Origin of the sequence: Klebsiella sp. GW_Kp181 (assembly GCF_040062315.1) — a bacterium.
Taxonomy (GTDB): Bacteria; Pseudomonadota; Gammaproteobacteria; order Enterobacterales; family Enterobacteriaceae; genus Klebsiella; species Klebsiella oxytoca.
In genome coordinates this window covers 23,513-47,762 of sequence record NZ_JBEAFR010000087.1, presented here as the reverse complement: position 1 = coordinate 47,762, position 24,250 = coordinate 23,513, and the positions used below count along the sequence as shown (strand labels likewise).

At 56.7% G+C, this 24,250-nt stretch carries 26 protein-coding genes; 11 read left to right on the top strand and 15 right to left on the bottom strand.

Features of this window, described 5'->3' with window-relative positions:
- Positions 1 to 45: 45 nt before the first annotated feature.
- The 5 genes from pgpB to yciH all read left to right on the top strand — a co-directional run bounded on the left by pgpB (position 46) and on the right by yciH (position 3,689).
- A complete protein-coding gene (gene pgpB / locus ABLV11_RS26650) occupies positions 46 to 813 on the top strand; it encodes a phosphatidylglycerophosphatase B (protein ID WP_126488991.1) in 768 nt (255 codons plus the stop codon).
- 135 nt (positions 814 to 948) lie between these two features.
- Positions 949 to 1,257, top strand: coding sequence for a LapA family protein (locus ABLV11_RS26645; protein WP_126488992.1), 309 nt, complete (start codon positions 949 to 951; stop codon positions 1,255 to 1,257).
- A 6-nt stretch (positions 1,258 to 1,263) separates the two neighbouring features.
- The gene (gene lapB, locus ABLV11_RS26640) at positions 1,264 to 2,433 is read left to right on the top strand and encodes a lipopolysaccharide assembly protein LapB (RefSeq protein WP_023320768.1); all 1,170 of its coding nucleotides are present in this window, start codon (positions 1,264 to 1,266) and stop codon (positions 2,431 to 2,433) included.
- Positions 2,434 to 2,625: 192 nt separating this feature from the next.
- A complete protein-coding gene (gene pyrF, locus ABLV11_RS26635) occupies positions 2,626 to 3,363 on the top strand; it encodes an orotidine-5'-phosphate decarboxylase (protein WP_017146059.1) in 738 nt (245 codons plus the stop codon).
- Entirely contained in the window at positions 3,363 to 3,689 is a 327-nt protein-coding gene (yciH, locus tag ABLV11_RS26630; RefSeq protein WP_004112434.1) for a stress response translation initiation inhibitor YciH, read from the top strand. The genes pyrF and yciH overlap by 1 nt, the downstream gene beginning before the upstream one ends.
- Before the next feature lie 96 nt (positions 3,690 to 3,785).
- On the opposite strand, the gene osmB is transcribed toward yciH, so the two are convergent.
- The 14 genes from osmB to ABLV11_RS26560 all read right to left on the bottom strand — a co-directional run bounded on the left by osmB (position 3,786) and on the right by ABLV11_RS26560 (position 18,789).
- The gene (gene osmB / locus ABLV11_RS26625; protein WP_004139496.1) at positions 3,786 to 4,004 is read right to left on the bottom strand and encodes an osmotically-inducible lipoprotein OsmB; all 219 of its coding nucleotides are present in this window, start codon (positions 4,002 to 4,004) and stop codon (positions 3,786 to 3,788) included.
- A 277-nt stretch (positions 4,005 to 4,281) separates the two neighbouring features.
- Complete coding sequence (locus ABLV11_RS26620; RefSeq protein ID WP_004101403.1) at positions 4,282 to 5,031, bottom strand: DNA-binding transcriptional regulator YciT; 750 nt, start codon at positions 5,029 to 5,031, stop codon at positions 4,282 to 4,284.
- 72 nt (positions 5,032 to 5,103) lie between these two features.
- On the bottom strand, positions 5,104 to 5,286 hold the full coding sequence (locus tag ABLV11_RS26615) for a hypothetical protein (protein WP_004101405.1): 183 nt from the start codon (positions 5,284 to 5,286) through the stop codon (positions 5,104 to 5,106).
- Positions 5,287 to 5,463: 177 nt separating this feature from the next.
- Entirely contained in the window at positions 5,464 to 7,398 is a 1,935-nt protein-coding gene (locus tag ABLV11_RS26610) for an exoribonuclease II (protein ID WP_016808529.1), read from the bottom strand.
- 81 nt (positions 7,399 to 7,479) lie between these two features.
- A complete protein-coding gene (locus ABLV11_RS26605; protein ID WP_224330427.1) occupies positions 7,480 to 8,628 on the bottom strand; it encodes a CMD domain-containing protein in 1,149 nt (382 codons plus the stop codon).
- A gap of 183 nt (positions 8,629 to 8,811) precedes the next feature.
- The gene (gene fabI / locus ABLV11_RS26600) at positions 8,812 to 9,600 is read right to left on the bottom strand and encodes an enoyl-ACP reductase FabI (protein ID WP_004101419.1); all 789 of its coding nucleotides are present in this window, start codon (positions 9,598 to 9,600) and stop codon (positions 8,812 to 8,814) included.
- 210 nt (positions 9,601 to 9,810) lie between these two features.
- On the bottom strand, positions 9,811 to 10,353 hold the full coding sequence (locus ABLV11_RS26595) for a HutD family protein (RefSeq protein ID WP_004101421.1): 543 nt from the start codon (positions 10,351 to 10,353) through the stop codon (positions 9,811 to 9,813).
- A gap of 18 nt (positions 10,354 to 10,371) precedes the next feature.
- Positions 10,372 to 11,181, bottom strand: coding sequence for a putrescine export ABC transporter ATP-binding protein SapF (gene sapF / locus ABLV11_RS26590; RefSeq protein ID WP_004101423.1), 810 nt, complete (start codon positions 11,179 to 11,181; stop codon positions 10,372 to 10,374).
- A 1-nt stretch (position 11,182) separates the two neighbouring features.
- Entirely contained in the window at positions 11,183 to 12,175 is a 993-nt protein-coding gene (sapD, locus tag ABLV11_RS26585) for a putrescine export ABC transporter ATP-binding protein SapD (RefSeq protein WP_004101425.1), read from the bottom strand.
- On the bottom strand, positions 12,175 to 13,065 hold the full coding sequence (gene sapC, locus ABLV11_RS26580) for a putrescine export ABC transporter permease SapC (protein WP_004101427.1): 891 nt from the start codon (positions 13,063 to 13,065) through the stop codon (positions 12,175 to 12,177). Before sapC ends, sapD begins: the two co-directional genes overlap by 1 nt.
- Positions 13,052 to 14,017 (bottom strand): putrescine export ABC transporter permease SapB, encoded by a 966-nt coding sequence (gene sapB, locus ABLV11_RS26575; protein ID WP_004101442.1) that lies wholly within the window; start codon positions 14,015 to 14,017, stop codon positions 13,052 to 13,054. The genes sapC and sapB overlap by 14 nt, the downstream gene beginning before the upstream one ends.
- Entirely contained in the window at positions 14,014 to 15,657 is a 1,644-nt protein-coding gene (sapA, locus tag ABLV11_RS26570) for an ABC transporter substrate-binding protein SapA (RefSeq protein ID WP_070557319.1), read from the bottom strand. Before sapA ends, sapB begins: the two co-directional genes overlap by 4 nt.
- A 369-nt stretch (positions 15,658 to 16,026) precedes the next feature.
- Positions 16,027 to 16,311, bottom strand: a complete 285-nt coding sequence (locus tag ABLV11_RS26565) for a hypothetical protein (RefSeq protein ID WP_016808546.1) — start codon at positions 16,309 to 16,311, stop codon at positions 16,027 to 16,029.
- A gap of 165 nt (positions 16,312 to 16,476) precedes the next feature.
- Entirely contained in the window at positions 16,477 to 18,789 is a 2,313-nt protein-coding gene (locus ABLV11_RS26560; protein WP_224330426.1) for a helix-turn-helix domain-containing protein, read from the bottom strand.
- Positions 18,790 to 18,957: 168 nt separating this feature from the next.
- Between ABLV11_RS26560 and ABLV11_RS26555 the strand changes: the two genes are divergently transcribed.
- Together ABLV11_RS26555 and ABLV11_RS26550 are read left to right on the top strand one after the other, a co-directional pair.
- Positions 18,958 to 20,127, top strand: coding sequence for a M20 aminoacylase family protein (locus tag ABLV11_RS26555; RefSeq protein ID WP_163530027.1), 1,170 nt, complete (start codon positions 18,958 to 18,960; stop codon positions 20,125 to 20,127).
- Between the two features lie 25 nt (positions 20,128 to 20,152).
- Positions 20,153 to 21,544 carry an MFS transporter gene (locus ABLV11_RS26550; protein ID WP_004112458.1) on the top strand — a complete coding sequence of 464 codons (1,392 nt, stop codon included), beginning with the start codon at positions 20,153 to 20,155 and terminating at the stop codon, positions 21,542 to 21,544.
- Here ABLV11_RS26550 and pspF read toward each other — a convergent pair.
- Positions 21,535 to 22,524: a phage shock protein operon transcriptional activator gene (gene pspF, locus ABLV11_RS26545; RefSeq protein ID WP_163530023.1), complete on the bottom strand. Its 990-nt coding sequence runs from the start codon at positions 22,522 to 22,524 to the stop codon at positions 21,535 to 21,537. The genes ABLV11_RS26550 and pspF overlap by 10 nt on opposite strands.
- 152 nt (positions 22,525 to 22,676) lie before the next feature.
- On the opposite strand from pspF, the gene pspA reads away from it, so the two are divergent.
- The 4 genes from pspA to pspD are packed head-to-tail and all read left to right on the top strand — an operon-like array spanning position 22,677 to position 24,229.
- Complete coding sequence (pspA, locus tag ABLV11_RS26540) at positions 22,677 to 23,345, top strand: phage shock protein PspA (protein ID WP_004101456.1); 669 nt, start codon at positions 22,677 to 22,679, stop codon at positions 23,343 to 23,345.
- 50 nt (positions 23,346 to 23,395) lie between these two features.
- Positions 23,396 to 23,620, top strand: coding sequence for an envelope stress response membrane protein PspB (pspB, locus tag ABLV11_RS26535; RefSeq protein WP_004101459.1), 225 nt, complete (start codon positions 23,396 to 23,398; stop codon positions 23,618 to 23,620).
- Complete coding sequence (gene pspC / locus ABLV11_RS26530; protein WP_134882660.1) at positions 23,620 to 23,979, top strand: envelope stress response membrane protein PspC; 360 nt, start codon at positions 23,620 to 23,622, stop codon at positions 23,977 to 23,979. Before pspB ends, pspC begins: the two co-directional genes overlap by 1 nt.
- A 19-nt stretch (positions 23,980 to 23,998) precedes the next feature.
- A complete protein-coding gene (pspD, locus tag ABLV11_RS26525; protein ID WP_004101464.1) occupies positions 23,999 to 24,229 on the top strand; it encodes a phage shock protein PspD in 231 nt (76 codons plus the stop codon).
- Positions 24,230 to 24,250 lie beyond the last annotated feature (21 nt).

The following is a 24,250-nucleotide window of genomic DNA, read 5'->3' as shown; positions in this document are numbered from 1 at the left end:
ACTACTTTCCGTTATGATATTGAGGTCAAAGAATAAGGAGATGAAATGCTGTTGATTGCCAGACGAACCGCCGTTGGCGCGGCCCTGCTATTGATTATGCCTGCTGGGGTGTGGATTTCCGGCTGGAAATGGCATCCGGAACTGTCGGCAGGCATGATGAAGCTGCTGTACTGGGTGACCGAGACGGTGACGCAACCCTGGGGCATCATCACGCACGTTATTTTATGCGCCTGGTTCCTGTGGTGTCTGCGATTTCGTCTGCGCGCCGCGGTAGTCCTGTTCCTGATTCTGGGCGCCGCGATCCTGCTGGGCCAGGGTATGAAGTCGTGGATTAAAGACCGCGTTCAGGAGCCTCGCCCCTTTGTCATCTGGCTGGAACAGGCCCGGCAGGTGCCGGTCACCCAATTCTACACCTTGAAACGCAAAGAACGCGCTAAACTGGTGCATGAGCAGCTGGCCCAGGAGCAGCAAATTCCGCACTTTTTGCGTAAGCACTGGCAAAAAGAGACCGGCTTCGCTTTCCCTTCTGGTCACACCATGTTTGCTGCCAGCTGGGCGCTGCTTGGCGTAGGTCTGCTGTGGCCCCGGCGTCGTTGGGTAACCATGGCGCTGCTGCTGACGTGGGCCGTAGCGGTGATGGGGAGCCGCCTGGCGCTGGGCATGCACTGGCCGCAGGACCTGATCGTCGCGACGCTCATTTCCTGGCTGCTGGTGACCCTGGCGACCTGGCTTGCCCAGCGGTTCTGCGGTCCGCTATCGCCGCCGGGTGAAGAGGCGCAGGATATTAAAAAAAGGGCGGCAGCGCCGGAATAGTGTTGATATTGCCAGCTTCAGGCCGCATATCCTGTACTGGCGTCATGCATTTCCATTTCACCGCTGCGGCGAAAATGATACTTTATAGGGCTGAACGCGGGATTCTTACGCGCAACCCACATAACGGGAAGTCATGTGAAATATTTTCTAATTTTATTATTGGTGTTAGCAATCTTCGTCATTTCAGTGACGCTGGGAGCGCAGAATGACCAGGTGGTCACGTTCAACTATTTGCTCGCGCAGGGTGAATTCCGTATCTCAACGCTGCTGGCCGTGCTTTTTGCTGCCGGTTTTGCCATCGGTTGGTTGATTTGCGGCCTTTTCTGGCTGCGCGTCCGCGTCTCTCTGGCGCGTGCCGAGCGCAAAATTAAGCGTCTGGAGCATCAGATTGCGCCAGCCGGCGCTGCGCCCGCTGAAGCCGGTGTTCCTGCGGTGAAGGAATAATCATTTATGCTGGAGTTGTTGTTTCTGCTTTTGCCCGTTGCCGCAGCATATGGCTGGTATATGGGGCGCAGAAGTGCACAACAGTCCAAACAGGACGATGCGAGCCGTCTGTCGCGTGACTACGTTACAGGGGTTAACTTCCTGCTGAGCAATCAGCAGGATAAAGCCGTCGATCTGTTCCTCGATATGCTGAAAGAGGATACCGGCACCGTCGAAGCCCACCTTACGCTGGGCAATCTGTTTCGCTCGCGCGGCGAAGTTGACCGCGCTATCCGCATTCACCAGAGCTTAATGGAAAGCGCCTCGTTAACTTACGATCAGCGCCTGCTGGCGGTTCAGCAGCTGGGGCGCGATTATATGGCAGCCGGGCTGTATGACCGGGCGGAGGGGATGTTTAAACAGCTGGTGGATGAAACGGATTTTCGCCTTGGTGCATTACAGCAGCTGCTGCAGATTTATCAGTCAACCAGCGACTGGCAGTCGGCGATTGAAGTGGCGGAACGCCTGGTTAAGCTCGGTAAAGAGAAGCACCGCGGCGAAATCGCCAACTTCTGGTGCGAGCTGGCGCTGCAGCAAATGGCGGGCAATGACCTGGATAAGGCCATGGGGCTACTGAAAAAAGGGGCCGCTGCGGACAAGAACAGCGCTCGCGTCTCCATCATGATGGGCCGGGTGTGGATGGAGAAGGGCGACTACGCTAAAGCCGTCGAGAGCCTGGAGCGGGTAATTGAGCAAGACAAAGAACTGGTCGGTGAAACCCTGGAGATGCTGCAAACCTGTTACCAGCAGCTGGGGAAAATCGACGAGTGGGAAGCGTTTTTACGCCGCTGCGCGGATGAAAACACCGGGGCGACGGCCGACCTCATGCTGGCACAAATCCTTGAGCAGCGAGAAGGAATTGAGTCCGCGCAAAACTATGTGACGCGCCAGCTGGAGCGCCACCCGACGATGCGCGTATTCCATAAGCTGATCGATTACCATATTAATGAAGCCGAAGAGGGGCGTGCGAAGCAGAGCCTGGGTGTTCTGCGCCAGATGGTGGGCGAACAGGTCCGCAGCAAGCCGCGTTACCGCTGTCAAAAATGTGGTTTCACCGCGCATACGCTGTACTGGCACTGCCCGTCGTGCCGCTCGTGGTCCACCATTAAGCCAATTCGCGGCCTGGATGGGCAGTAAATTTAAAAAAACGCGCGTTTTAGTTACAACATACTAATGGATTTATCTTCATCATCTCCTCCGGCTACGGTAGCCGAATTGTCCGGCAGACAGGGAAATGCAGCCTGTTATTTTTGCCTTATCGCAGGTAGAATGCTGCCCGTTTACCTTTTTTGCGCCGAACCGGCGCTCATCAACAATTAAGGTCCGGTCATGACGTCTACTGCTACATCTTCTTCCCGCGTTGTCACATCTTCTCCCGTCGTCGTTGCTCTTGATTATGATAACCGTGATAAAGCGCTGGCGTTTGTCGACCGTATCGACCCGCGCGACTGTCGCCTGAAGGTGGGTAAAGAGATGTTTACTCTACTGGGGCCGCAGTTTGTTCGCGACCTGCATCAGCGCGGTTTCGAGGTCTTTCTCGATCTAAAATTTCACGATATTCCGAATACCACCGCCCGCGCGGTCGCCGCAGCGGCTGAGCTCGGCGTCTGGATGGTCAACGTTCACGCTTCCGGGGGGGCGCGTATGATGACCGCCGCACGTGAAGCCTTGCAACCTTTCGGCAAAGACGCCCCGCTGTTAATTGCCGTCACCGTGCTAACCAGCATGGAAGCCAGCGATCTACAGGATCTGGGGATTACGCTTTCTCCAGCCGACTACGCCGCGAAGCTGGCGGAGCTGACCCAGCGCTGCGGTCTGGATGGCGTGGTATGCTCGGCGCAGGAAGCGGTTCGCTTTAAACAAGAACGGGGCCAGGCGTTCAGGCTGGTGACGCCGGGCATTCGTCCACAAGGCAGCGACGCCGGCGACCAGCGGCGAATTATGACGCCGGAGCAGGCGCAGGCAGCTGGCGTGGATTATATGGTCATTGGTCGTCCGGTCACGCAGTCTGCCGATCCTGCCGCTACGCTGCGCAGCATCAACGCATCGTTGAATAAGGAGGCATGATGAGCGATTCCAATAGCCGACTGGTGTACTCAACGGACAGCGGTCGTATTGATGAACCTAAACCGGTACAAGCGCGCCCGAAAGGGGACGGTATCGTGCGCATCCAGCGGCAGACAAGCGGTCGTAAGGGTAAGGGCGTCTGCCTGATTAGTGGGATTGATGAAAATGATGAAGCGCTGGCTAAACTTGCCGCCGAGCTGAAAAAGAAATGCGGCTGCGGTGGGTCGGTAAAGGACGGTGTGATTGAGATTCAGGGCGATAAGCGCGAGCTGCTAAAAACGCTTCTTGAAGCCAAAGGAATGAAGGTTAAGCTGGCTGGCGGTTAATCAATAATAAGGCCACGATAATTATCGTGGCCTTCAATTTTTTGCTGGTGTACTGGTCAGCTAATATAAACTTTAATTTAATTGCTTGCGGTTAAATTATTTACCTACCTGGTGGCCAATAATACCGCCGACTGCCGCGCCGCCCAGGGTACCCAGGGTGCTGCCATCGGTAAGCACCGCGCCACCGAGCGCACCGGCGCCTGCGCCGATAGCGGTATTACGATCGCGTTTAGACCAGTTCGAACAAGCGCTCAGAGACATTGCAACAGTGACGGCCAGAACCACAGCGGCCATTTTTTTGTTCATTGAAGTCATCATTTTTTTTCTCCTGAATAATCTATTCATGGATACAACTTCCCTTAAGCATAGCTTGTTACGCCAGCTCGGGGAGTATTCCATGAAGCTTTAGTTGCGCAGGTGTTGCTCTATTCACGCAGGTGATAGTTACTTCCTGTTATATCGCTAACATTAATTCTACTTTCAATAAATTTTTCAGGCAGGTAAAAAGTCTGAATTCAGCGGTCAGATAAGTCTCAGACGAGAGCTATGCCGGGTACGGCCCGGCATACTAAAGGCAAAGCAGGGAGAACGATCAGGGATGGTTGACGATATTTACGGTTAAGCCGCACTGCGTTAACTGGTTATGCACGGCATCGTTTAGATTGTCGTCGGTAATAATGCGGTTGAATCGGCCGATCGGCCCGAGCGGATATGGGTGCACAACGTTGAACTTCGAGCTATCGCTCAGCACAATCGCCTCACAGCCCTTTTCAAGCACCGCGTTCACCACATCGGCGCGCATCATATCTCGTCCGGTAAATCCGGTTTCGGCCTGCCAGCCGTCGATGCCGATAAAGGCCTTGCTGAAGTGAACCTGCTGAATAAACTGCCGCGTGAGAGGACCAACCATGCTTTCGCTGCGCTTCTGGTAGATTCCACCCAGCAGGATCACTTCTCCGGGCGTCTCTTTCAGTAGGTGAGCGATATAGCTGCTGACGGTGATGATAGTGATATCGCCGCGCTCGGCGAGCGTACGGGCGAGCAGGGCGTTGCAGCTGCCGTTTTCGATAAATACCGTTTCCCCGGAGGAGACGAGCGTAGCGGCCCGCGCAGCCAGCTCTCGCTTAATGGCGAAATGGGTCATCATGCGGGTTTCCACATCTTCGCTGTCCAGCGGAACGGCGAAGCCGTGGGTACGTCGCAGGTAGCTCTGCTTTTCTAATGAGTTTAAATCCTGGCGAATGGTGACTTCAGAGACACCGGTCATTTTCGCGAGATCGGCCACGCTCATACGGCCTTTATCGATGACCATTTGCAAAATACTTTGTTGTCGGGCGTTCATAGCAACTTCGCAGTTAAGGGCTGTTTGGGCGAGCGATCGGGCCAGGATGCCCGATTGCGGCGGTGTAGATTATCAAATTTCCCACGGGGCCTTAGGCTGACCGGGTTTGTTTTCCTGTTCGTCGTTCGAAAGCGCCTGAAGTTCAGCTTTCAGAATTTCGAGGTTATGGATCGCGGAGTGATAATCCCCGGCAACCAGAATATCCAGCACGGTATCGATACGTTGGGCGAGCAGGCGAGCATTCAGATCTGACATGGCGTTATCCTGGTTACAAATGTGAATAAAATCAATGATGCTAAAAACGGATGAAAAAGAGAAGCGAAAAAAACGCACAACTTTACTCATCGACGATAATTAGCGGACAACGCGCGGAACACCTACGGGAAGGGCTAAAACGCGGCTCCGGGTAAGGGAGCCGCATTGAACAGTCTATCAGGCGGCAGGGCGCGCAATCACGCTACGGGTTTCCATGCGGACTTCGGCAATCGTGACATCGATAACATCCGTCACCTTATACACGACCTCGCCTTTAATTTGCACGGTACCGCTTTCCTGGCTGCAAACCAGCTCATCGCGTACGGCGTGGAGGAATGGGGCCGGGATAAAGGCAACCGCGCCGTTATCAACCAGTCGCACACGCATACCGCCGCGGCTGACATCGATAATTTCAGCAGCAAAGCGAGTATTAGTGCCGGCCTGCGGCTTCAGATAGCGGGCGTACAGCCAGTCGCCGACGTCGCGCTCCGCCATGCGGTTGAGACGGCGACGTTCCGCCATTTGCACCGCAACGTCATCCTGCGGACGAGAGATGGTTTCCCCTTTGATAATCGCTTTCAGCAGACGATGGTTGATCATATCGCCGTACTTACGGATCGGGGAGGTCCAGGTTGCATAGGCTTCCAGACCCAGGCCAAAGTGCGGGCCCGGCTCGGTGCTGATTTCGGCAAAGGACTGGAAACGGCGAATACGGCTGTCGAGGAAACCGGACGGCTGCGCGTCCAGTTCGCGACGCAGCTTGCAGAAGCCCTCCAGCGTCAGTACTTCCACCGGATCAACGTGAACATCGTGGGTTTTCAGCAAGGCCGCGAGCTGCTCGGTATTGGCCGGATCGAATCCGGTATGGACGTTATACACGCCGAAACCGAGCTTATCGCGCAGCACGCGGGCGGCGCAGATGTTGGCGGCAATCATCGACTCTTCAACGATGCGATTAGCGATACGACGCGGTTCGGCAACGATATCCAGCACTTCGCCTTTTTCGCCCAGCACAAAGCGATAATCCGGACGGTCCTTGAACACCAGCGCGTGGTTTTTGCGCCATTCGCTACGGCGCAGGCAGGCATCGTGCAGCAGGTTAATTTGCTGCGCGATTATCTCGCTCTCCGGCTGCCAGCCGCCGTTATTTTCCAGCCAGTCGGACACATCATCGTAGGCCAGCTTCGCTTTCGATTCGATGGTCGCCGCGAAGAACTGAATATCGTCTTCGATGGCCCCGTCAGCAGCCAGGATCATACGGCAGGCCAGAACCGGACGAACTTCGTTGGGGCGCAGGGAGCAGAGGTCATCAGAGAGTTCGCGCGGCAGCATCGGAATGTTGAAGCCCGGCAGATAGTTGGTAAAGGCGCGAATTTTTGCCGTATTGTCCAGCTTGCTGCCTTCGGCAATCCAGGCGGTTGGATCGGCGATGGCGACGGTCAGGTGCAGCTTACCGTCAGCGGCCAGCTCGGCGTACAGCGCATCGTCCATATCTTCGGTGCTGGCGCTGTCGATGGTCACGAAAGTCAGCGCCGTTAAATCGCGGCGTTCCAGACCCTCATCAAGCATCTCGGTCGCTACCCCATCCGGCGCTTCTTTTTCCAGATTATGGCGCGCCAGGGTGACCCACCATGGTGCGAAATGATCGTCGCCGAAGGTAATGTACTGGGTGAGCTCAGCGTAGAAACCGCGGTCACCTTTCAGCGGATGACGGCGCATTTCGGCAACGGCCCAGTCACCCTCTTTAAAATCATGCTCTACGCCGCGAGCAGCGCGGCAGGGAATGGCATCTTTCAGCAGCGGATGGTCAGGAACGATGGAAAGACGGTCGTCTTTCTTATGAACTTTGCCGACAAAACGCGTCAGGAACGGCTCAACCAGTTCTTCCGGCTCAGCGCTTTCGCGTTCTTTTTCAGTATTGACCACGGCAATAATACGATCGCCATGCATGACTTTTTTCATTTGCGGCGGCGGAATGAAATAGCTTTTCTGAGAGTCGACTTCGAGGAAGCCAAACCCTTTTTCCGTCCCTTTAACGACCCCTTCAACGCGCGGAGTCTGGGAATGCAGTTGCTGTTTAAGCTGCGCTAGCAGCGGGTTGTCCTGAAACATAATTTCTTATTTTCGTGGCTAAAAGAGCGGCTGACATTTTTACGCGAATATGCCTGCCGCAGCAAGCGCTGTTTCAGCATTTTACGTCTGCTGACATCCATTGCCGAGGGCGATTTTCAGACGATTCATCCAACCGCATAGCCCGCACCAGGCGAGAAGATCGATGGCGGCGGTGCGGGAAAGCCCGCATTCCGTCAATGGGCTTAGGTGGGCGGCGCTAAAACGGTCAGGGGAACGGGTTAAAAGCTGTACGGACTGTAAAAGTCGGTGCTCGATGACATGCTCTTCTTTGCGCGACTGCGCGTCAGGAACGATACCGCGTAAAGCATCGGCAAAATCCGGACATCGCGAGGCCCAGGCGTTGAAGCAGCTGATGCTGCCGTTAATCCGCGCTGCGATCAGCGCCACCTGCGCGGCGAACGGCGGCTGATCGCTGAGGTGGCTCAGGAGCAGTTCCTGCAGATCCAGTGGCGGTTCCTGGGTCGCCAGGAGCGGTGCCAGTTCAAACAGGCCGGGATACTTTTGCCATTTTGCCAGCAGCGACTGACGCTCATCATCGGCATAGCGTAAATCTGAGTCGTCGAGTCCGGGCCGCCAGTCGCTCTCTCGGGCAACGAAAAGCGCCTCTGGCGCATCTTCCTGCTGCGGCATCCCGGGGATCCAGCGCACCGGGTAACCCAGCGCGGCGTGAAAGGCGGCGATAGCGCGCGCCTGGAAGCCGATAAAGCCAATAATCTGATTGATAAGAATAATGTCGCGACTGGTCAGGCCGACTTCGTCAAGCTGGCTGCGGGAGAGCGCGTTGATCAGTGAAGGAGAGCTCGCCAGCTGGCGGGCGTATTGGGTAATTTGCGCCAGGCGTCGATTGCTTTCACGCGAGGAGTCCGGGCCGGGAAGCGGCGCCAGGCGGGCTGCGTAGTGATTGCATAGCCGCTGAACGCCATAAACCTGGGCGACGGTCAGCGCCGTGCTAAGCCGGTCATAGGCGCTAAACGTCTGTAGACGATTTACGCTCACAGAAGCGGGGAACAGGGCATCAGCCAGCCGTCTGGCGGGTGCCAGCCAGCGCGCATGCGCCTTAAGCAGATCTTCAGGTAGCGTGAGATCGAGGAGAAAACGATCTTCGACATGGGCGGCTTCAGGGACGAGCGGCAATACATCCACCGGGCAGATTGTTGACTGGGTCTCATGATACCAGTGGTTTTTGCCGTAAACGCGGCGTTGCTCCATGGGCGTTCCTTGTTCGGTATGTGGCAAACCGCCGTTTCGCGGTCATGCTATGCGGAACTATCCTGGCTTAACCCTGGGGCCGGAGAAAATATTGATACGTGCTAACAAATAGCGGATTGGAATAACAGAAGGGTAAATATGCAGAAAAGACCCCTCCTCACGGACGCGAGGAGGGTGAACAACTTATTTGATTTCCAGCTCGTTCATGGCGGCGATGTTGAAGCCGCCGTCAACGTGAACGACTTCGCCGGAGATGCCGGCAGACAGGTCGGAGCACAGGAATGCTGCGCTGTTACCCACGTCTTCAGTGGTGACGGTGCGACGGATCGGAGTGACCGCTTCGCAGTGCGCCAGCATTTTACGGAAATCTTTGATACCGGAAGCCGCCAGGGTACGGATTGGACCGGCAGAGATGGCGTTAACGCGCACGCCTTCCGGACCCATGGCGTTAGCCATGTAGCGGACGTTAGCTTCGAGGGAGGCTTTCGCCAGACCCATCACGTTGTAGTTCGGGATGGCGCGCTCTGCGCCCAGGTAGGAGAGCGTCAGCAGGGCGGAGCCCGGGTTCAGCATACCGCGGCAGGCTTTCGCCATCGCCACAAAGCTGTAGGCGCTGATATCGTGAGCGATTTTGAAACCGTCGCGGGTAACCGCATTAACGTAGTCGCCGTCCAGCTGATCTGCCGGAGCATAGCCGATAGAGTGTACGAAACCGTCAAACTTAGGCCATACTTTTGCCAGCTCGGTGAACAGAGACTCGATGCTCTCGTCTTCCGCCACATCGCACGGCAGGACAATGTTAGAACCCAGCGCGGCGGCAAATTCTTCCACACGACCTTTCAGTTTTTCGTTCTGATAGGTGAACGCCAGTTCAGCCCCTTCACGGTGCATTGCTTGCGCGATGCCCCAGGCGATGGACAGTTTGCTGGCAAGGCCAGTCAACAGAATGCGCTTACCGGAAAGAAAACCCATAGCTTTTAATCCTTATCGTTATTGCGTATTTTTACTTTAACAATCATCTGGTTAGCGTTGTTAATTCAAAATAACTCAAATTTAGCCGGGAATTATATCCCACTGACGACCCCTTGTGTCACGATATTTTTCTGCCATTTGCCACGGTCTGGCGCGCTTTGGCTACCGTGCGTACAAGAGTATACCATCTGATATTACGGCGATCTGGGGTTAGCGGCGCTCGATTTCCGCCAGTAAAAGCCGGGCGTCCTCAGAGTGCGGGATCAGCTCGCCAGGCGGTTGATTTTGCCACCAGATCCCCGAGCCGGCCTGGTAAATCGTATCCGCCATCCGCCAGTGGCCCCGCAGAACCCATGCGATACCCTCCGCGCCGGGCCGCTGCGGCTCAGCGACGACGATAACCCGCGAGGCGGCACGCGCGCGCTGGGTCATAATATTGAAATCGAGACCGCGTCCGCTAATGCCTTCGCTGGCAAGAGGCCATTCGCCGGCAAAGGCCCATGGCTGCCAGAGCATCAGGCGCTGAGCAATATTGTCGCCCCGTAGCCACAGCGGCTGGCCCTCAAGAAGGGTGATGACCCGGTCAACGCCGGGAAAAGGAGAAAACGGGCCATCCTTTTCCAGCGTAGCGATACTGGCGCGCCAGAGAAACGGCGCATCTGGCGAGGCAACGCTGACAATTTCACGCGTTTCCCCACCGCCGTTTTTCCACGGCGTGACCGGCAGGGTAGAAAACTGAACCGGAACAATCATCGCAATTTTCGCCTCGGATTATTTACCGTCTTTACGCCAGGCATCGGCGGTCAGCGCCTCGCCGAAATGGCCGGCAATCAGACGTTTTGTCAGATCGTGCAGCGGAGAGGCCAGTACGTCGGCGGTGCTGCCGCGTTCGACCACTTCACCCTGGTGCATCACCAGCACCTGATCGCTGATGTGCTTCATCATGCCCAAATGCTGGGTAACGTAAATGTAGGAGATACCCTGTTTTTCCTGCAGCTCCAGCATCAGGTTAATCAGTTGAGAGCGCATTGACATATCCAGCGACGCCAGCGCTTCATCGCAGACGATCACTTTCGGGCGCAGGATCAGCGCCCGCGCCAGGCCCAGACGCTGTTTTTGGCCCGGTGCCAGCATATGCGGATAATAGCTGACGTGGTCCGGCAGCAGACCAACCATGCGTAACGTTTCGATAATCTGTTTCTGTCGCGCCTCGGGTTCGAGGTCGGTATTGAGACGCAGAGGGAAATCGAGGATTTGCGAAATTCGCTGCCGTGGATTGAGCGAGGTCGACGGATCCTGAAAAATCATGCGAATCTTCTGGCTGCGGAAAGAGAAATCGCCAAACGCCAGCGGATGGTCATCAATCAGCAGTTCGCCTGTGCTGGGTTCGACCATCCCGGCGAGCATTTTCGCCAGCGTCGATTTGCCGGAGCCGTTTTCGCCGATAATCGCCAGAGTCTGGCGCTCGCGCAGGGTAAAGCTTAACGGCTTAACCGCCTCTACCGTTTGCCGGTGAAACCAGCCGGTGCGGTAGCGAAAGGTCTTACTCAGATTGCGTACTTCAAGCAATGTTTCGACCATTTCACTCTTTCTCCATGTTCAGCGGGAAGTGACAGGCATAGAGGTGGTTACGCGCGCCCACCAGCCGGGGCGTTTCGATACATTCACGCTGGGCGTAAGGGCAGCGCGGCCCGAGCCGGCAGCCGATAGGCAGCTGTTCGAGCAGCGGAATAGCGCCCGGCAAGGTATTGAGCCGACTTTTGTGCGGCATGGCGCTGCCGAAATCGGGAATCGCCCGAATCAGGGCCTGGGTATAGGGATGATGAGGAATCGTCACCAGCTCCTCGCTCGGCGCGGTTTCCACCGTCTGCCCGCAGTACATGACGTTAATTTTGTCCGCCCATTTACTGAGCATCTGCATATCGTGACTGATCAACAAAATCGTGGTGTTGTTGTTTTGGTTCAGCCGCGTCAGCAGGCGGATGATTTGCGCCTGCGTCGTCGGCTCCATGGCGTTAGTCGGTTCATCGGCGATCAGCAGCCGCGGCTGGTTAGCCAGCGCGATGGCGATCATGACCTTCTGACACTCACCATCCGTCAGCTCGTAGGGGAAGCTGCGCATCGCATCTTTATGGTCTTTAATCCCCACGCGGTGCAAGAGCTCAATGGCGCGCCGCTTGCGCCAGCCAAAACGTTGCCACCAGCGGCCTTTAAAGGTCCAGCCGGGGATATTCTGCGTGAGTTGTTCGCCGATACGTTCGGAAGGATCGAGACAGGATTGCGGCTCCTGAAAAATCATCGAGACGTTGTGGCCCACCAGTTTACGCCGTTCGCGCACTGAGAGACGCAGCAGATCGATATCGTCGAAACGCATACGGTCGGCGGTCACCCGCCAGTTGTCTTTGGTGACGCCGCAAATCGCTTTGGCAATTAAGCTTTTACCCGAGCCGGATTCTCCGACCAGGCCGCGAATTTCCCCCTCAGCGAGGGTCAGGCTGACGCGATCGACGGCTTTCACCCAACCTTCGTTGGTTTTGAATTCAATGGTTAAATTTCGGATATCGAGTAACGGCATTATTCCACCCCGGCGATAATTGCGCGGCGGATCCCGTCGCCCAGCAGGTTAACCAGCAGGACGCTAATCATAATGGCCGCGCCTGGCAGCATCACCGTCCACGGCGCAACGTAAATCAGCTCCAGCGCGTCGCCGAGCATCGCTCCCCACTCCGGGGAAGGTAGCTGAGCGCCGAGGTCGAGGAAACCCAGCGCGGCGATATCCAGAATCGCCATCGATAGCGCTCGGGTGATCTCCGTAACCAGCCCAGAGGTAATATTTGGCAACACCGCGAACCATAAAATATTCAGGGTTGACGCTCCGTCAAGGCGGGCGGCGATAACATACTCTTTTTCCAGCTCGTCGTGCACCATGCTGTAAACCGAGCGTACCATGCGCGGCAGAAGCGCCAGCCAGACGGCGAACATCGCGTGGCTGAGGTGAGGTCCGGCGAAGGCGACCACGATGATGGCCAGCAGCAGTGACGGGATCGACAGCAGGGTATCGAGAATATGGTTCATTACTGCCGAGCGCAGGCCGTGGGTCGCACCGGCAATCACGCCAAGCACCAGACCCAGTAGGGTAGCGCCCAGCGTCACCACAAACGCGCCGCCGACCGTTGGCGCCGCGCCGCTCAGCAGGCGGCTAAGAACGTCGCGGCCCAGATCGTCGGTACCAAGAAAGAACGAGACTTCGCCGTAGCGCGACCATGACGGCGGCAGCAGTTGATAGCCAAGGAACTGCTGATCGATACCGTAAGGCGCGAACCAGCTGCCGAAAACGCACAGTAGCACCAGCGCCGCGCAGCCGTACAGGCCGATCATAGCGGTAGTATCGCCATAGAATTTTCGCCAAACGGTGCGCAGCGCACCCGGCGGGCGCTTCTCCAGATAGACGCTATCGTAGGGCATACCATTCCTTATGTTTCAGTGGGTTAGCCATAGCCCCCAAAATATCGGATATCACGTTCACAATAATCACCAGCGCGCCGATGACCATCACGCCCGCTGAGATTGCGGCGTAGTCCTGTTGGCGAATGGCGTTAATGAGCCAGCGGCCCAGTCCCGGCCAGCTAAAGACCATTTCGGTAATCATCGCCAGCGTTAGCATGGTGGAAAACTGCAGACCCAGGCGCGGGATCACCGGCGGCAGGGCGTTATGCAGTACGTGACGGTGTAAAATTGTCCGCCGCGATACGCCGCGGGTGGCCGCAGCTTTGACATAGTTGGTGTCGTACACTTCGCTGGTGCTGATGCGCATCAGACGGATCACTTCCGTTGTCGGCGCCACTGCGAGGGTCAGCACCGGCAGCACCATATGGCGCGCCGCGCTGACGATCATTTCATGACGCCACGGCGAATCGGAAAGCCACGCGTCGATCAGCGCAAAGCCGGTGACCGATTTCACTTCGTACAGCAGGTCGAAGCGCCCGGAGACCGGGAACCAGCCCAGGGTGAGGGAGAAAAACAGGGTCAACAGCAACGCCAGCCAGAATACGGGGATCGAGAAGCCCAGCAGCGCCAGGGCGCTAATCAGGGTATCTTGCCATTTGTTGCGCATAATCCCCGCCAGCATGCCGACGGGGATCCCGATCACCAGCGCGAAGCCGAAGGCGAGGATACACAGCTCCATCGTGGCAGGGAATACCTCTTTAAGCTGCTCGGAGATCGGCTGCCCGTTGATGCTGGAGACGCCAAAATCCCAGTGCAGCACGCCCTCAAACCAGAACCACCAGGCGTTCCACAGCGAGGCGCCCTGCAGCGGCGCGTGAGGCGTAAAATAGCTCAGGCTAAAACCGACAAACGTCAGCAGAAAGAGCGTAATCAGCAGCAGCAGCAGGCGACGCAGGGTAAAAATAATCATGGTTTTTGCACCTCGTCTTCTTTTTCCCGCGAGACGCCGGCAAAAGAGGCGTTGCCAAACGGACTCAGCACCAGGCCTTTCATGTCGTAACGATAGGCCTGAAGACGCAGGGAGGAAGCCAGCGGCAGTACCGGCAGTTCATCAGCAAGAATGCGTTGGGCCTCTTTATAAGCTTCAATGCGCGAAGCCAGCTGCTGGGATGTCAGCGCTTTTTGCAGTACGTCGTCGAATTCACGATGACACCAGTGAGCATAGTTGGTTTGTGAGGCAATCGCCGCGCAGCTCAATAGCGGACGGAAGAAGCTGTCCGGATCGTTACTGTCCGTTGCCCAGCCGGAAAGCGTCAGATCATGACTCATATCCATTAATCTGGCTTCCTGAAAACGCCCTTCGACCGGCACAATGATCACCTTCACGCCAATTTGCGCCATATCCGCCTGGATAAGCTCGGCGGTTTTCAGGGGGCTGGGGTTCCAGGCCTGCGAACTGGTCGGAACCCATAGTTTGAGCGTCAGCTGTTCCAGCCCCAGCGCTTTAAGCCGGGCGCGAGCTTCCGCAGGATTATATTCGGTGATTCTGGCGTCGTTATCATAGGCCCAGGAGGCGCGAGGCAGCATTGAAGCTGCGGTTTCCGCCGTTCCGTAATAGATTGACTGCATCAGACGCTGATTATTGATGGCCAACGCCAGCGCGTGACGGACCTCCGGATTATCGAGCGGCGGCTTAGCGGTATTGAACGCCAGCCAGGCGATGTTCATTCCCGGGCGCAGGGTCAGGCGAAGGCGCGGGTCGTCACGCAGAATAGAGAGCTGGCTGGCAGCCGGCCAGGCCAGCACATCACACTCGCCGGTCAGCAGTTTTGACAGTCGTCCGGTACCGCCGGAGCCCAGATCGACCACCACCTGCGGCATCAGCGGTTTACCTCGCCAGTAGGCCGGGTGGCGCTGCAGACGAATATATTGCCCGCTGCGGTATTCCTCAAGCTGGAACGGGCCGGTGCCAACAGGTTGACGATCGATCAGCTCCTGACGATCGCTCTGGGCCAGCTTTGCGGCATACTCCGCCGACATCACCGAGGCGTAGTGGGTAGCCAGGTGCCACAGGAAGGAAGCATCCGGTCGTTTGAGGCGAAATTCAACGGTGTGGTTATCCAGCTTACGCACGCTTTCGACGCTGTCGGCGAACTGTAAGCTATCGAAATAGGGGAAGTTGCCGCCGTTCACGTTGTGCCACGGATGGTCGCGGTTAAAAATCCGGCCAAAGGTAAAAATCACGTCGTCAGCGTTGAAATTGCGGGTCGGCTTAAACCAGGCGGTGGTCTGGAACGGCACGTTATTGCGCAGGTGGAAGCGGTAGGTGGCGCCGTTATCCAGCACCTCCCAGCTTTCTGCCAGTTCCGGGACCAGGCGGTAGGTATAGGGGTCAACATCAAGCAGTCGATCGTACAGCTGGGCGGCAAGAGTATCGACAATCAGACCGCTGCTGACCTTTTGTGGGTTGAAGGTGTTAACCTGGCCGCTTACGCAATAAACAAAACCGCTATCGCGAATATCCGCGTTAGCAGGCAGGGCGGGCGCGGCAAAAGCTTGCCCGTACAGCATAGACACCGCTGCCAGGAGAGAAGACAATTTCAGGCGCATAGTTTCTTATTGATTATAGAGCAAGGCTCTATCTTATTAATATTAAATAACATTTACCACCACCTTATTGCTTATGGAGATAATGTAAGCGATGGTTGCGTCGGTTATTTGACCAACTAATTCAAATTCATACCGCTTATTAACTTCGAGTATACCTCTTAATTCACCCTGCGTTTGGCAACAGGCGAAGAGACGGGAAGCGCAAATATGAATTTCATCGATTCAAATGCAGAACGGCTCGCGGGCACGTATTGTCGTAAGCATAGCGCTTCTCTGCGCCGCAGACGCCCAGATGTTTGCCACATGGTAGCTTTTTATTTGCGGATTCTCCAGCGAGCCGTGCCGGCACGACCGCCGGAGAAAGGGGCGCTACAGCGGCAGGAGCCGGTTATAACGTGCAATATAGTCTTTTGGGGTGATTTCAAGCTTTCCTCCATCAGGATGGTTCGCGACATACGTACGCAGCACCAAGCCGCTTTTTTGCGGCGTGATTTCCCAGCCTTGCAGACGATAGGAATCTTCGGTTGAACGAATAAGCAGGTCTGAAAAGATCATCATGACCGTGAGCGCCGGGGCTTTGTGGCTTTTCATGGTATGAACCAGGCTGACGTGCGCGGCATAGCGGCCAAGCGTTGAGGAATTAACCGGAATCATCTGTATTTTCAGTCCATTGAGTCATCATGTGCCGATGATAGTTCACATCAGGGTATCTTACCAGTTACAAATGTTTAACCATAATGACGGCTCGGGCGCATCCAAAACCCTTAACTTTGTCCCTGTCTGCCGCCGCAGGTCATGGTAACCATCCACGTGACACTGTCACTTCATGTCATTAAGTGGCGTAAATTCATACAGCGCCAGCGCGTTGCTCTCCAGCGAATCGACGAGCTGCCAGCGATCGCTTGCGGGCGTTTCTTCGCTCACGCGCAGGGCCGGGCGCGCCTGGTGCATCAGCCAGCGATACTCTTCTTCATCCGGGCCACTCTGGCTGCGAAAAGCCTCGAAAAGCGGAAAGAGCGCGCCATGATGCCGATCGAAGAGATGATGTTTGATGCGCCAGCGTCCATCAAGGCCGAGCAGGCGCACGCTCCATGGCTGACTAAAGCGCTGGATAAACGCCTCCTCGCTGGAAAGCCAGGGATTGAAAACCACCGTATTGCGCAGCAGCAACTGGTAATGGCCGTTATCGCGCAGCAGCAGCAAATTTTTTTCGTTAATCACCACTTCGCCTCGTAGCCTGCGCCACAGCCACAAGACCCAATACACCGGTCGCGGCAAACCGTGGAGATAGTGCAGCGCCAGGCTGGAGGTATCAAGCTTGCCGTTAGCGCCAGCCTCCCCCTGCAGCCCGGAATTCAGCCAGAACCCCGCCAGCCACACCTGGTCTGCCAGCCCCAGCAGATTATCCATCAGTAGCGCGCCGCGAAAGAAACGGCCGTTGGTGTCGCGAGTATCGCCGGTCAGGGTATTCCAGGACAGTAGCCAAAGCGGTAACAGCAGCTGCCGCTGGCGCAGCGCGCTGTGGAGCTTGCGCATTTTAAGCACCGGGTAATTCTCGCTGGCGGCCAGCCTCTGGCTATCAATCTGCGCCAGATCCAGCAGTTCATTCGCATCTGCCTGGCAGGCAAGAAAATCCGCCTCGGCCAGCAGCGGTGAACAGAGGAGGGGATCGTCCTCCATGTTTTGTGAAAAACGGTGCCAGATCCCCAGCGCCGACTGCGGCGAAAGCGCCTGGAGGATCGTTTTTTGTTGCCGCCAGGCATGCTGGCGCGCCTCATCGCTGGCCTGCGGGGACCAGTGCCAGACAAAACGCCAGCTGGCGAGGGTTGCCGGTGGAAAATGGTTGGCGGACAGGCGCAGAAAACGCTGTAGCAGATCGCCGCGGGTGGTGATACCGGTATGCAGTATTACTGCCCAGCCCATCGACGCCAGCCAGCTAAAAATGCGCTGCAGATTATACCAGCAGGCATACCCGGCCAGCTGCGCATCGTCCCAGCCGGTACCGAACAGGCGGCTACTGAGAAACGGATCGTGAACGTCGATGGCGAATATCGGCAGCGAGTTGTGCAGTTCTTCGAGCTCCTGACGGACATCCTCGCGCAGCAGGTCATCCAGTTCCCGAACGGTAACGACGATGCGCGTGTGCCGCAGCGGCGTACCGCGCGCCGGTAGCTGGCGCACATCAAGATGACGGGTTTGCTGGGGATTGAGCCGCAGCGGCGGGCTATCCAACCCATTGATCTGCGGCGCATTGAGCCGGGAATATAGTCTGTCTATAGACACTGGTTGCCACAGCTCAGCCCGTTGAACGCGTGGACGAGGGGATTCAACCGCCGTTTGCGGATGCTGCTGGCGAAACTGGCGCGGCGTCAGACCGTGTTCGCGTTTAAACAGGTCGCTCATCACCCGGCTGCTGGCAAAGCCCTGTTGCTGAGCGATCTGCTGTATCGATTTACGCGTCATCGTCAACTGCTCAGCAGCTTTACGCAGGCGAAGCCCGGTGATGTATTGCATAAAGCTGACGCCCACCTCTTTGCGGAACAGACGCGATAGCCAGGCCTCAGAAACAAATTCGGCGGCGGCTATCTCCTGCAGCGACAGGCGCCGTTGATAGTTGGCGTCGATTCGCGCCACTACCCGATTTATTCGCTGACTCCAGCGTTCGGCTCCGCGAGGCGCCAGGGCGGTGAGGGGACGGCTGAAGCGTGACGCCAGCAGAAGAGCAATTTCGCTAAGCCAGCGGTTGGCCTCCAGCCGGTAGTGGGCCTGCGGATTGACCAGACCGAGGACCAGCAGCTGGCGCATCAGGTAGCGCAGGGTATCTTCGGCATCGCGGGTTTCGTTGCTGCTCTGGTAGGCAGAGGCAAAAAAATCGCCGTCGAGGCGGGTCAGCCATCCAGCGCTCAGCGACAGCGCCATCACGACGTTCGCCGTCTTGCTGTGCAGGCTCCAGGGGCGATGGCGATTCACTATCGCCAGTTCATCAGCCTGCAGGTTCCGGCCCGACTCGCCATCGCGGAGTTCGACGCTGCCCTCAAGCAGCCATAGTAGCGTCAGCGTCTCGTTTTCCTGCTGGCTCAACTGGCGGATATCGCGAACCGTAACCTGAAAGTCGCCTGAATGATGATCCACACCGCCTCCTGAAGACAAAAAACAGCGTGTTGTTTTTTGTCATAACCGTTTTGTATGAAAAACACTCATTAATAATCCGTCACTATAAAACAAAAAAGCGCATTTTAAAGCCGCCATGGATGCATAAACTCGAAAGTGTCGTGCAAACACAACACAGGAATAATAAAAATGACACACCCGATTATTGAGGCATTACAGGTTAATGAGGCGCAGTTTGTCGCTCTTCGTCGCCGTTTCCACCAGCAGCCGGAAATCGGTTTTGAAGAGCATAAAACCAGCGAAGAGGTGGCCCGACTGCTCGGCGAGTGGGGCTATCAGGTCCATCGTGGTCTGGCGGGAACCGGCGTGGTCGGTACCTTACGCGCAGGCGACGGTCAAAAACGGTTGGGACTTCGGGCGGATATGGACGCGCTGCCGATGCAGGAGATGAGCGGCAAAGCGTGGGCCAGCCAGATAGAGGGGCGTTTTCATGGCTGCGGCCACGACGGTCATACCACCACGCTATTGTACGCCGCGGAATATCTGGCGCGCACGCGGCAGTTTAACGGCACGCTGCAGCTTATTTTTCAGCCGGCTGAGGAACTGCTCTACGGCGGTCGGGTTATGCTCGAAGACGGCCTGTTCGACCAGTTCCCCTGCGATGCCATTTTTGGCCTGCATAATATGCCGGGACAACCGTTAGGCAAAATCGGTCTGCGCGACGGGGCGATGATGGCCTCATCCGACACTCTCCATATTGAAGTCAAAGGGGTTGGTGGACACGGCGCGCTGCCGGAGCATACCGTCGACGCTACGCTGGTGGCCTGCCATATCACCCTGGCGTTGCAATCCATTGTCTCCCGCAATATCACGCCGTTTGAGCCGGCTGTCGTGACCGTGGGCAGCATCCAGGCCGGGCATGCGCCGAATATTATCAATGACAAGGCCTTAATGAAGCTCACTGTGCGCACCTTAAACGAACAGGTTCGCGAGACCGTACTGCAGCGCATTCACGATATTGCCGTCGCTCAGGCCGAGAGCTTTAACGCCAGCGCCGCCATTACCCACGTTAACGGCAGCCCGGTTTTAAGAAACGATCCGGCAGCCAATGAGATGGTTCGGAAGGTGGCGACTTCGCTATTTGGCGAGGAGCTGGTCGGCGAAGTGAAGCCGTTTATGGGCAGCGAAGATTTTGCTTTTATGCTCGAGCGTAATCCGAACGGCTGCTATTTCACCATCGGAGCGGGGGATGAAGCGGATCGCTGTATGGTGCATAACCCGGGATATGACTTCAACGATGCCCTGTTGCTAAAAGGCGCCGCGCTGTGGTGCGCCCTGACGGAACACTATTTGCGTTAATCTCCGCAACGAAGAGGACCCTGCTATGAGTTCTGTATCGCTAAGCGAAGCGCAGTTCGTCGGCACCGATCGCCTGCTGGCGGGTATTGTATTGAGCGTTCTGACCTTCTGGCTGTTTGCCCAGTCGGTGATTAACGTGGTTCCGGCAATGAAAAGCAGCCTTGATATTTCGCTGGAAACCCTGACCCTGGCGGTGAGCCTGAGCGCCTTGTTCAGCGGCTGCTTTGTGGTCGCCAGCGGCGGGCTGGCGGATAAATTCGGCCGCATGCGCATGACCACCCTGGGCCTGATTCTCAGCATTGCCGGCAGCGCAATGCTGGTGCTCTCCCAGGGACCCGCGCTGTTCCTGGCCGGACGCGTTTTACAGGGGCTATCGGCCGCCTGCATCATGCCGGCGACGCTGGCGTTAATAAAAACCTGGTATGAAGGTAAAGCGCGCCAGCGGGCGGTCAGCTTCTGGGTCATCGGCTCCTGGGGCGGCAGCGGGCTGTGCTCGTTTGTCGGCGGGGCGATTGCTACCGGACTGGGCTGGCGCTGGATCTTTGTTTTCTCCATCGCGGTAGCGCTGGCGGCGCTGTTTTTACTGCGCGGTACGCCGGAGAGCCGCAGCGCCAGCGCGCAGCAGCATAAGCTGGACATCAGCGGCCTGCTCAGCCTGATCCTTGCGCTGGTGCTGTTAAATCTGTTTATCAGCAAAGGCCACGGCTGGGGCTGGAGCAGCGGAACCTCGCTGACGATGCTGGGCGGCGCGGTGGCGGCGGGGTTATTTTTTATCCGCAGCGGTAGGCGTAAGGGCGACGCGGCGTTGATTGATTTTGCGCTGTTTCGTAACCGGGCCTACAGCGCCGCGGTGCTGTCGAATTTTCTGCTCAACGGCGCCATCGGTACCATGATGATTGCCAGCATCTGGCTCCAGCAGGGGCACCATCTAAGCCCGCTGGAGAGCGGAATGATGACGCTCGGCTACCTGGTCACCGTGCTGGCGATGATCCGGGTGGGCGAAAAGCTGCTGCAACGCTACGGCGCGCGCTTGCCGATGATCGCCGGCCCGGTTTTTACCGCGCTTGGCATCCTGCTTATTTCCTGCACCTTTCTCGATAAATCGACCTATATCGTCACGGTCTTTTTCAGCAACGTGCTGTTTGGCTTTGGACTGGGCTGCTACGCTACTCCGTCAACGGACACCGCGGTGGTCAACGCTCCCGAGAATAAGGTCGGGGTGGCGTCGGGAATTTATAAGATGGGTAGTTCGCTCGGCGGGGCGATGGGTATAGCGGTGACAGCGTCACTTTTTGCGCTGTTTTTACCGCTGGGAATGGCCAGCGCGGCGCAGTATGCGCTGTGGTTTAACGCCGCGCTCTGTCTCGGTTCAATGACGCTGAGCGCGCTGCTGCTGCCGCGCATAGCTCAAAGCTGATGCTTTTTCAGCAGCGCCCGCAGCTGGTGATAGGTTAGCCCCAGTAGTTCGGCCGCCTGCTTTTGATTGTACTTCGCCTGCTCAAGGCTTCTCTCGAGCAGGCTTTTTTCTTGCTCCTGCTGGAAAGCGCGCAAATCGAGCGGCAGCGTGGGGCCGGGCGCCTTTTCTGCTGCAGCGGGCGGGGCAGTTTGCTGCTGGCGGAAGGGGTTAATAATAATATTATCCAGCTCGCTTTCACTGCTGCCGTGACGGTAAACCGACCGTTCCACCACGTTTTTTAATTCACGGATATTCCCCGGCCAGCGGTAGTTCTGCAGCGTCATGGCGGCGCGTTCGCTAAAGCCGGGAAACAACGGCAGTCCGAGTTCGCGGCACATCTGGATAGCAAACTGGGTGGCGAGCAGCATAATATCGCTCTGGCGTTCGCGCAGCGGCGGCAACTGCACCACATCGAAAGCCAACCTGTCGAGTAGGTCAGCGCGAAAGAGCCCATCTTCCACCATTTGTGGCAGATCGGCGTTGGTCGCGCACACCAGGCGGACGTTAACCTGCAGCGGCTGGCTGCCGCCGACGCGCTCGAGTTCGCCATACTCAATCACGCGCAGCAGCTTTTCCTGCACCAGCATCGGCGCGGTGGCCAGCTCATCAAGAAACAGGGTACCGCCGTCGGCGCGCTCGAAGCGCCCCGGATGGCGTTTACTGGCCCCCGTAAATGCCCCGGCTTCATGACCGAATAACTCGGAATCGAGCAGGTTTTCATTCAGCGCAGCGCAGTTCAGCGAGATAAACGGCCCCTGCCAGCGGGAAGAGAGGAAGTGCAGGCGGCTGGCGATCAGCTCTTTGCCGGTTCCGCGTTCGCCAATCACCAGCACCGGTTTATCGAGCGGCGCCAGTCTTGAGACCTGTTCCAGTACTTCCAGGAAGCTGTTGGCCTCGCCGAGCAGGTTGTCCTTGTATTCCGCCATGATGAATTTCGCCATTAAGTAGTGTGATTCACCAGGTCACTTTAGCAATGCGTTGGCCAGATAACAACCACTCCTATTAAAATCAATAAGATAAAAAGTTGGCACGGCATTTGTATTAGTGATGGCACAGGCCGGTGCCTGATACCAGAACTATGAGGATTGAAATTATGGGTATTTTTTCTCGTTTTGCCGACATCGTGAACGCCAACATTAACTCTCTGCTGGAGAAAGCGGAAGATCCGCAGAAGCTGGTTCGACTGATGATCCAGGAGATGGAAGACACGTTGGTTGAAGTGCGTTCGACCTCGGCGCGGGCGTTGGCTGAAAAGAAACAGCTGACCCGTCGTATTGAACAGGCCGTTGCGCAGCAGGCGGAATGGCAGGAGAAAGCCGAACTGGCGCTACGTAAAGAGAAAGAGGATCTGGCTCGTGCGGCGCTGATCGAGAAGCAGAAGCTGACCGACCTGATCGCTAGCCTGGAAAATGAAGCGCAGCTGGTCGATGAAACGCTGGCGCGGATGAAAAAAGAGATTGGCGAGCTGGAGAATAAACTGAGCGAAACGCGCGCCCGTCAGCAGGCGTTGATGCTGCGCCATCAGGCCGCAAGTTCCTCCCGCGACGTTCGTCGTCAGCTGGACAGCGGCAAGATTGATGAGGCGATGGCGCGCTTTGAATCGTTTGAACGCCGTATCGATCATATGGAAGCCGAAGCCGAAAGCCACCGCTTCGGTAAAGATAAATCGCTGGATCAGCAGTTCGCCGATCTGAAAGCGGACGATGAAATCAGCGAGCAGCTGGCGGCGTTGAAAGCCAAAATGAATCAAAATAACCAGTAATGTATTCGGGCGGCACCGAGACGTGCCGCCGCCATCTGCAAGGAGTTCACATGAGCATGCTTTTTCTCGCCATCCCTTTGACGTTGTTTGTGCTGTTTGTTTTGCCGGTCTGGCTTTGGCTGCATTACAACAACCGCACCGCCAGCGGCAGTTTATCGCAAAACGAGCAGCAGCGCCTGCTGCAGCTGACCGATGACGCAAAGCGCATGCGCGAGCGTATTCAGGCGCTGGAAGCCATTCTTGACGCTGAGCATCCGAACTGGAGAGAAAAATAATGGGCGGACTGGATCTGAGTAAAAAACTGTGGCGCATTCCACAGCAGGGCATGGTCAAAGGCGTTTGCGCCGGTATCGCGCAGTACCTGGACGTGCCGGTTAAGCTGGTGCGCCTGATTACCGTACTGGCAATGATTTTTGGCCTGTTCCTGTTTGTGGTGGTGGCCTACATCATTCTCTCGTTTGCGCTGGATCCTATGCCGGAAAGCGAGCTGTATAGTGAAAAAACGCCGAGCAGCGGAGAACTGCTGGCTGCTGCGGATAAGGAGCTGGCTGCAGGGGAGCGCCGTCTGCGTGAAATGGAACGCTACGTCACCTCTGACACCTTTTCGCTACGCAGTCGTTTTCGCCAGCTATAACTGAAAGTTGAGGTTAATAATGAACATGAAATGGCAGCAGGCCGGGCAAAAAGTTAAACCGGGTCTGAAAATCGCAGGCAAGCTGGTGTTGCTCACCGCGCTGCGCTACGGCCCGGCGGGCGTCGCTGGCTGGGCGGTAAAATCCGTCGCGCGTCGGCCGCTGAAAATGCTGCTGATGCTTGTTCTGGAACCGATGCTCAGCCGGGCGGCGCAGCGGTTTTCTAAACGTCGTGGATGGCGTATGTTATGAGTGCCTAAAAACTCACTCTAT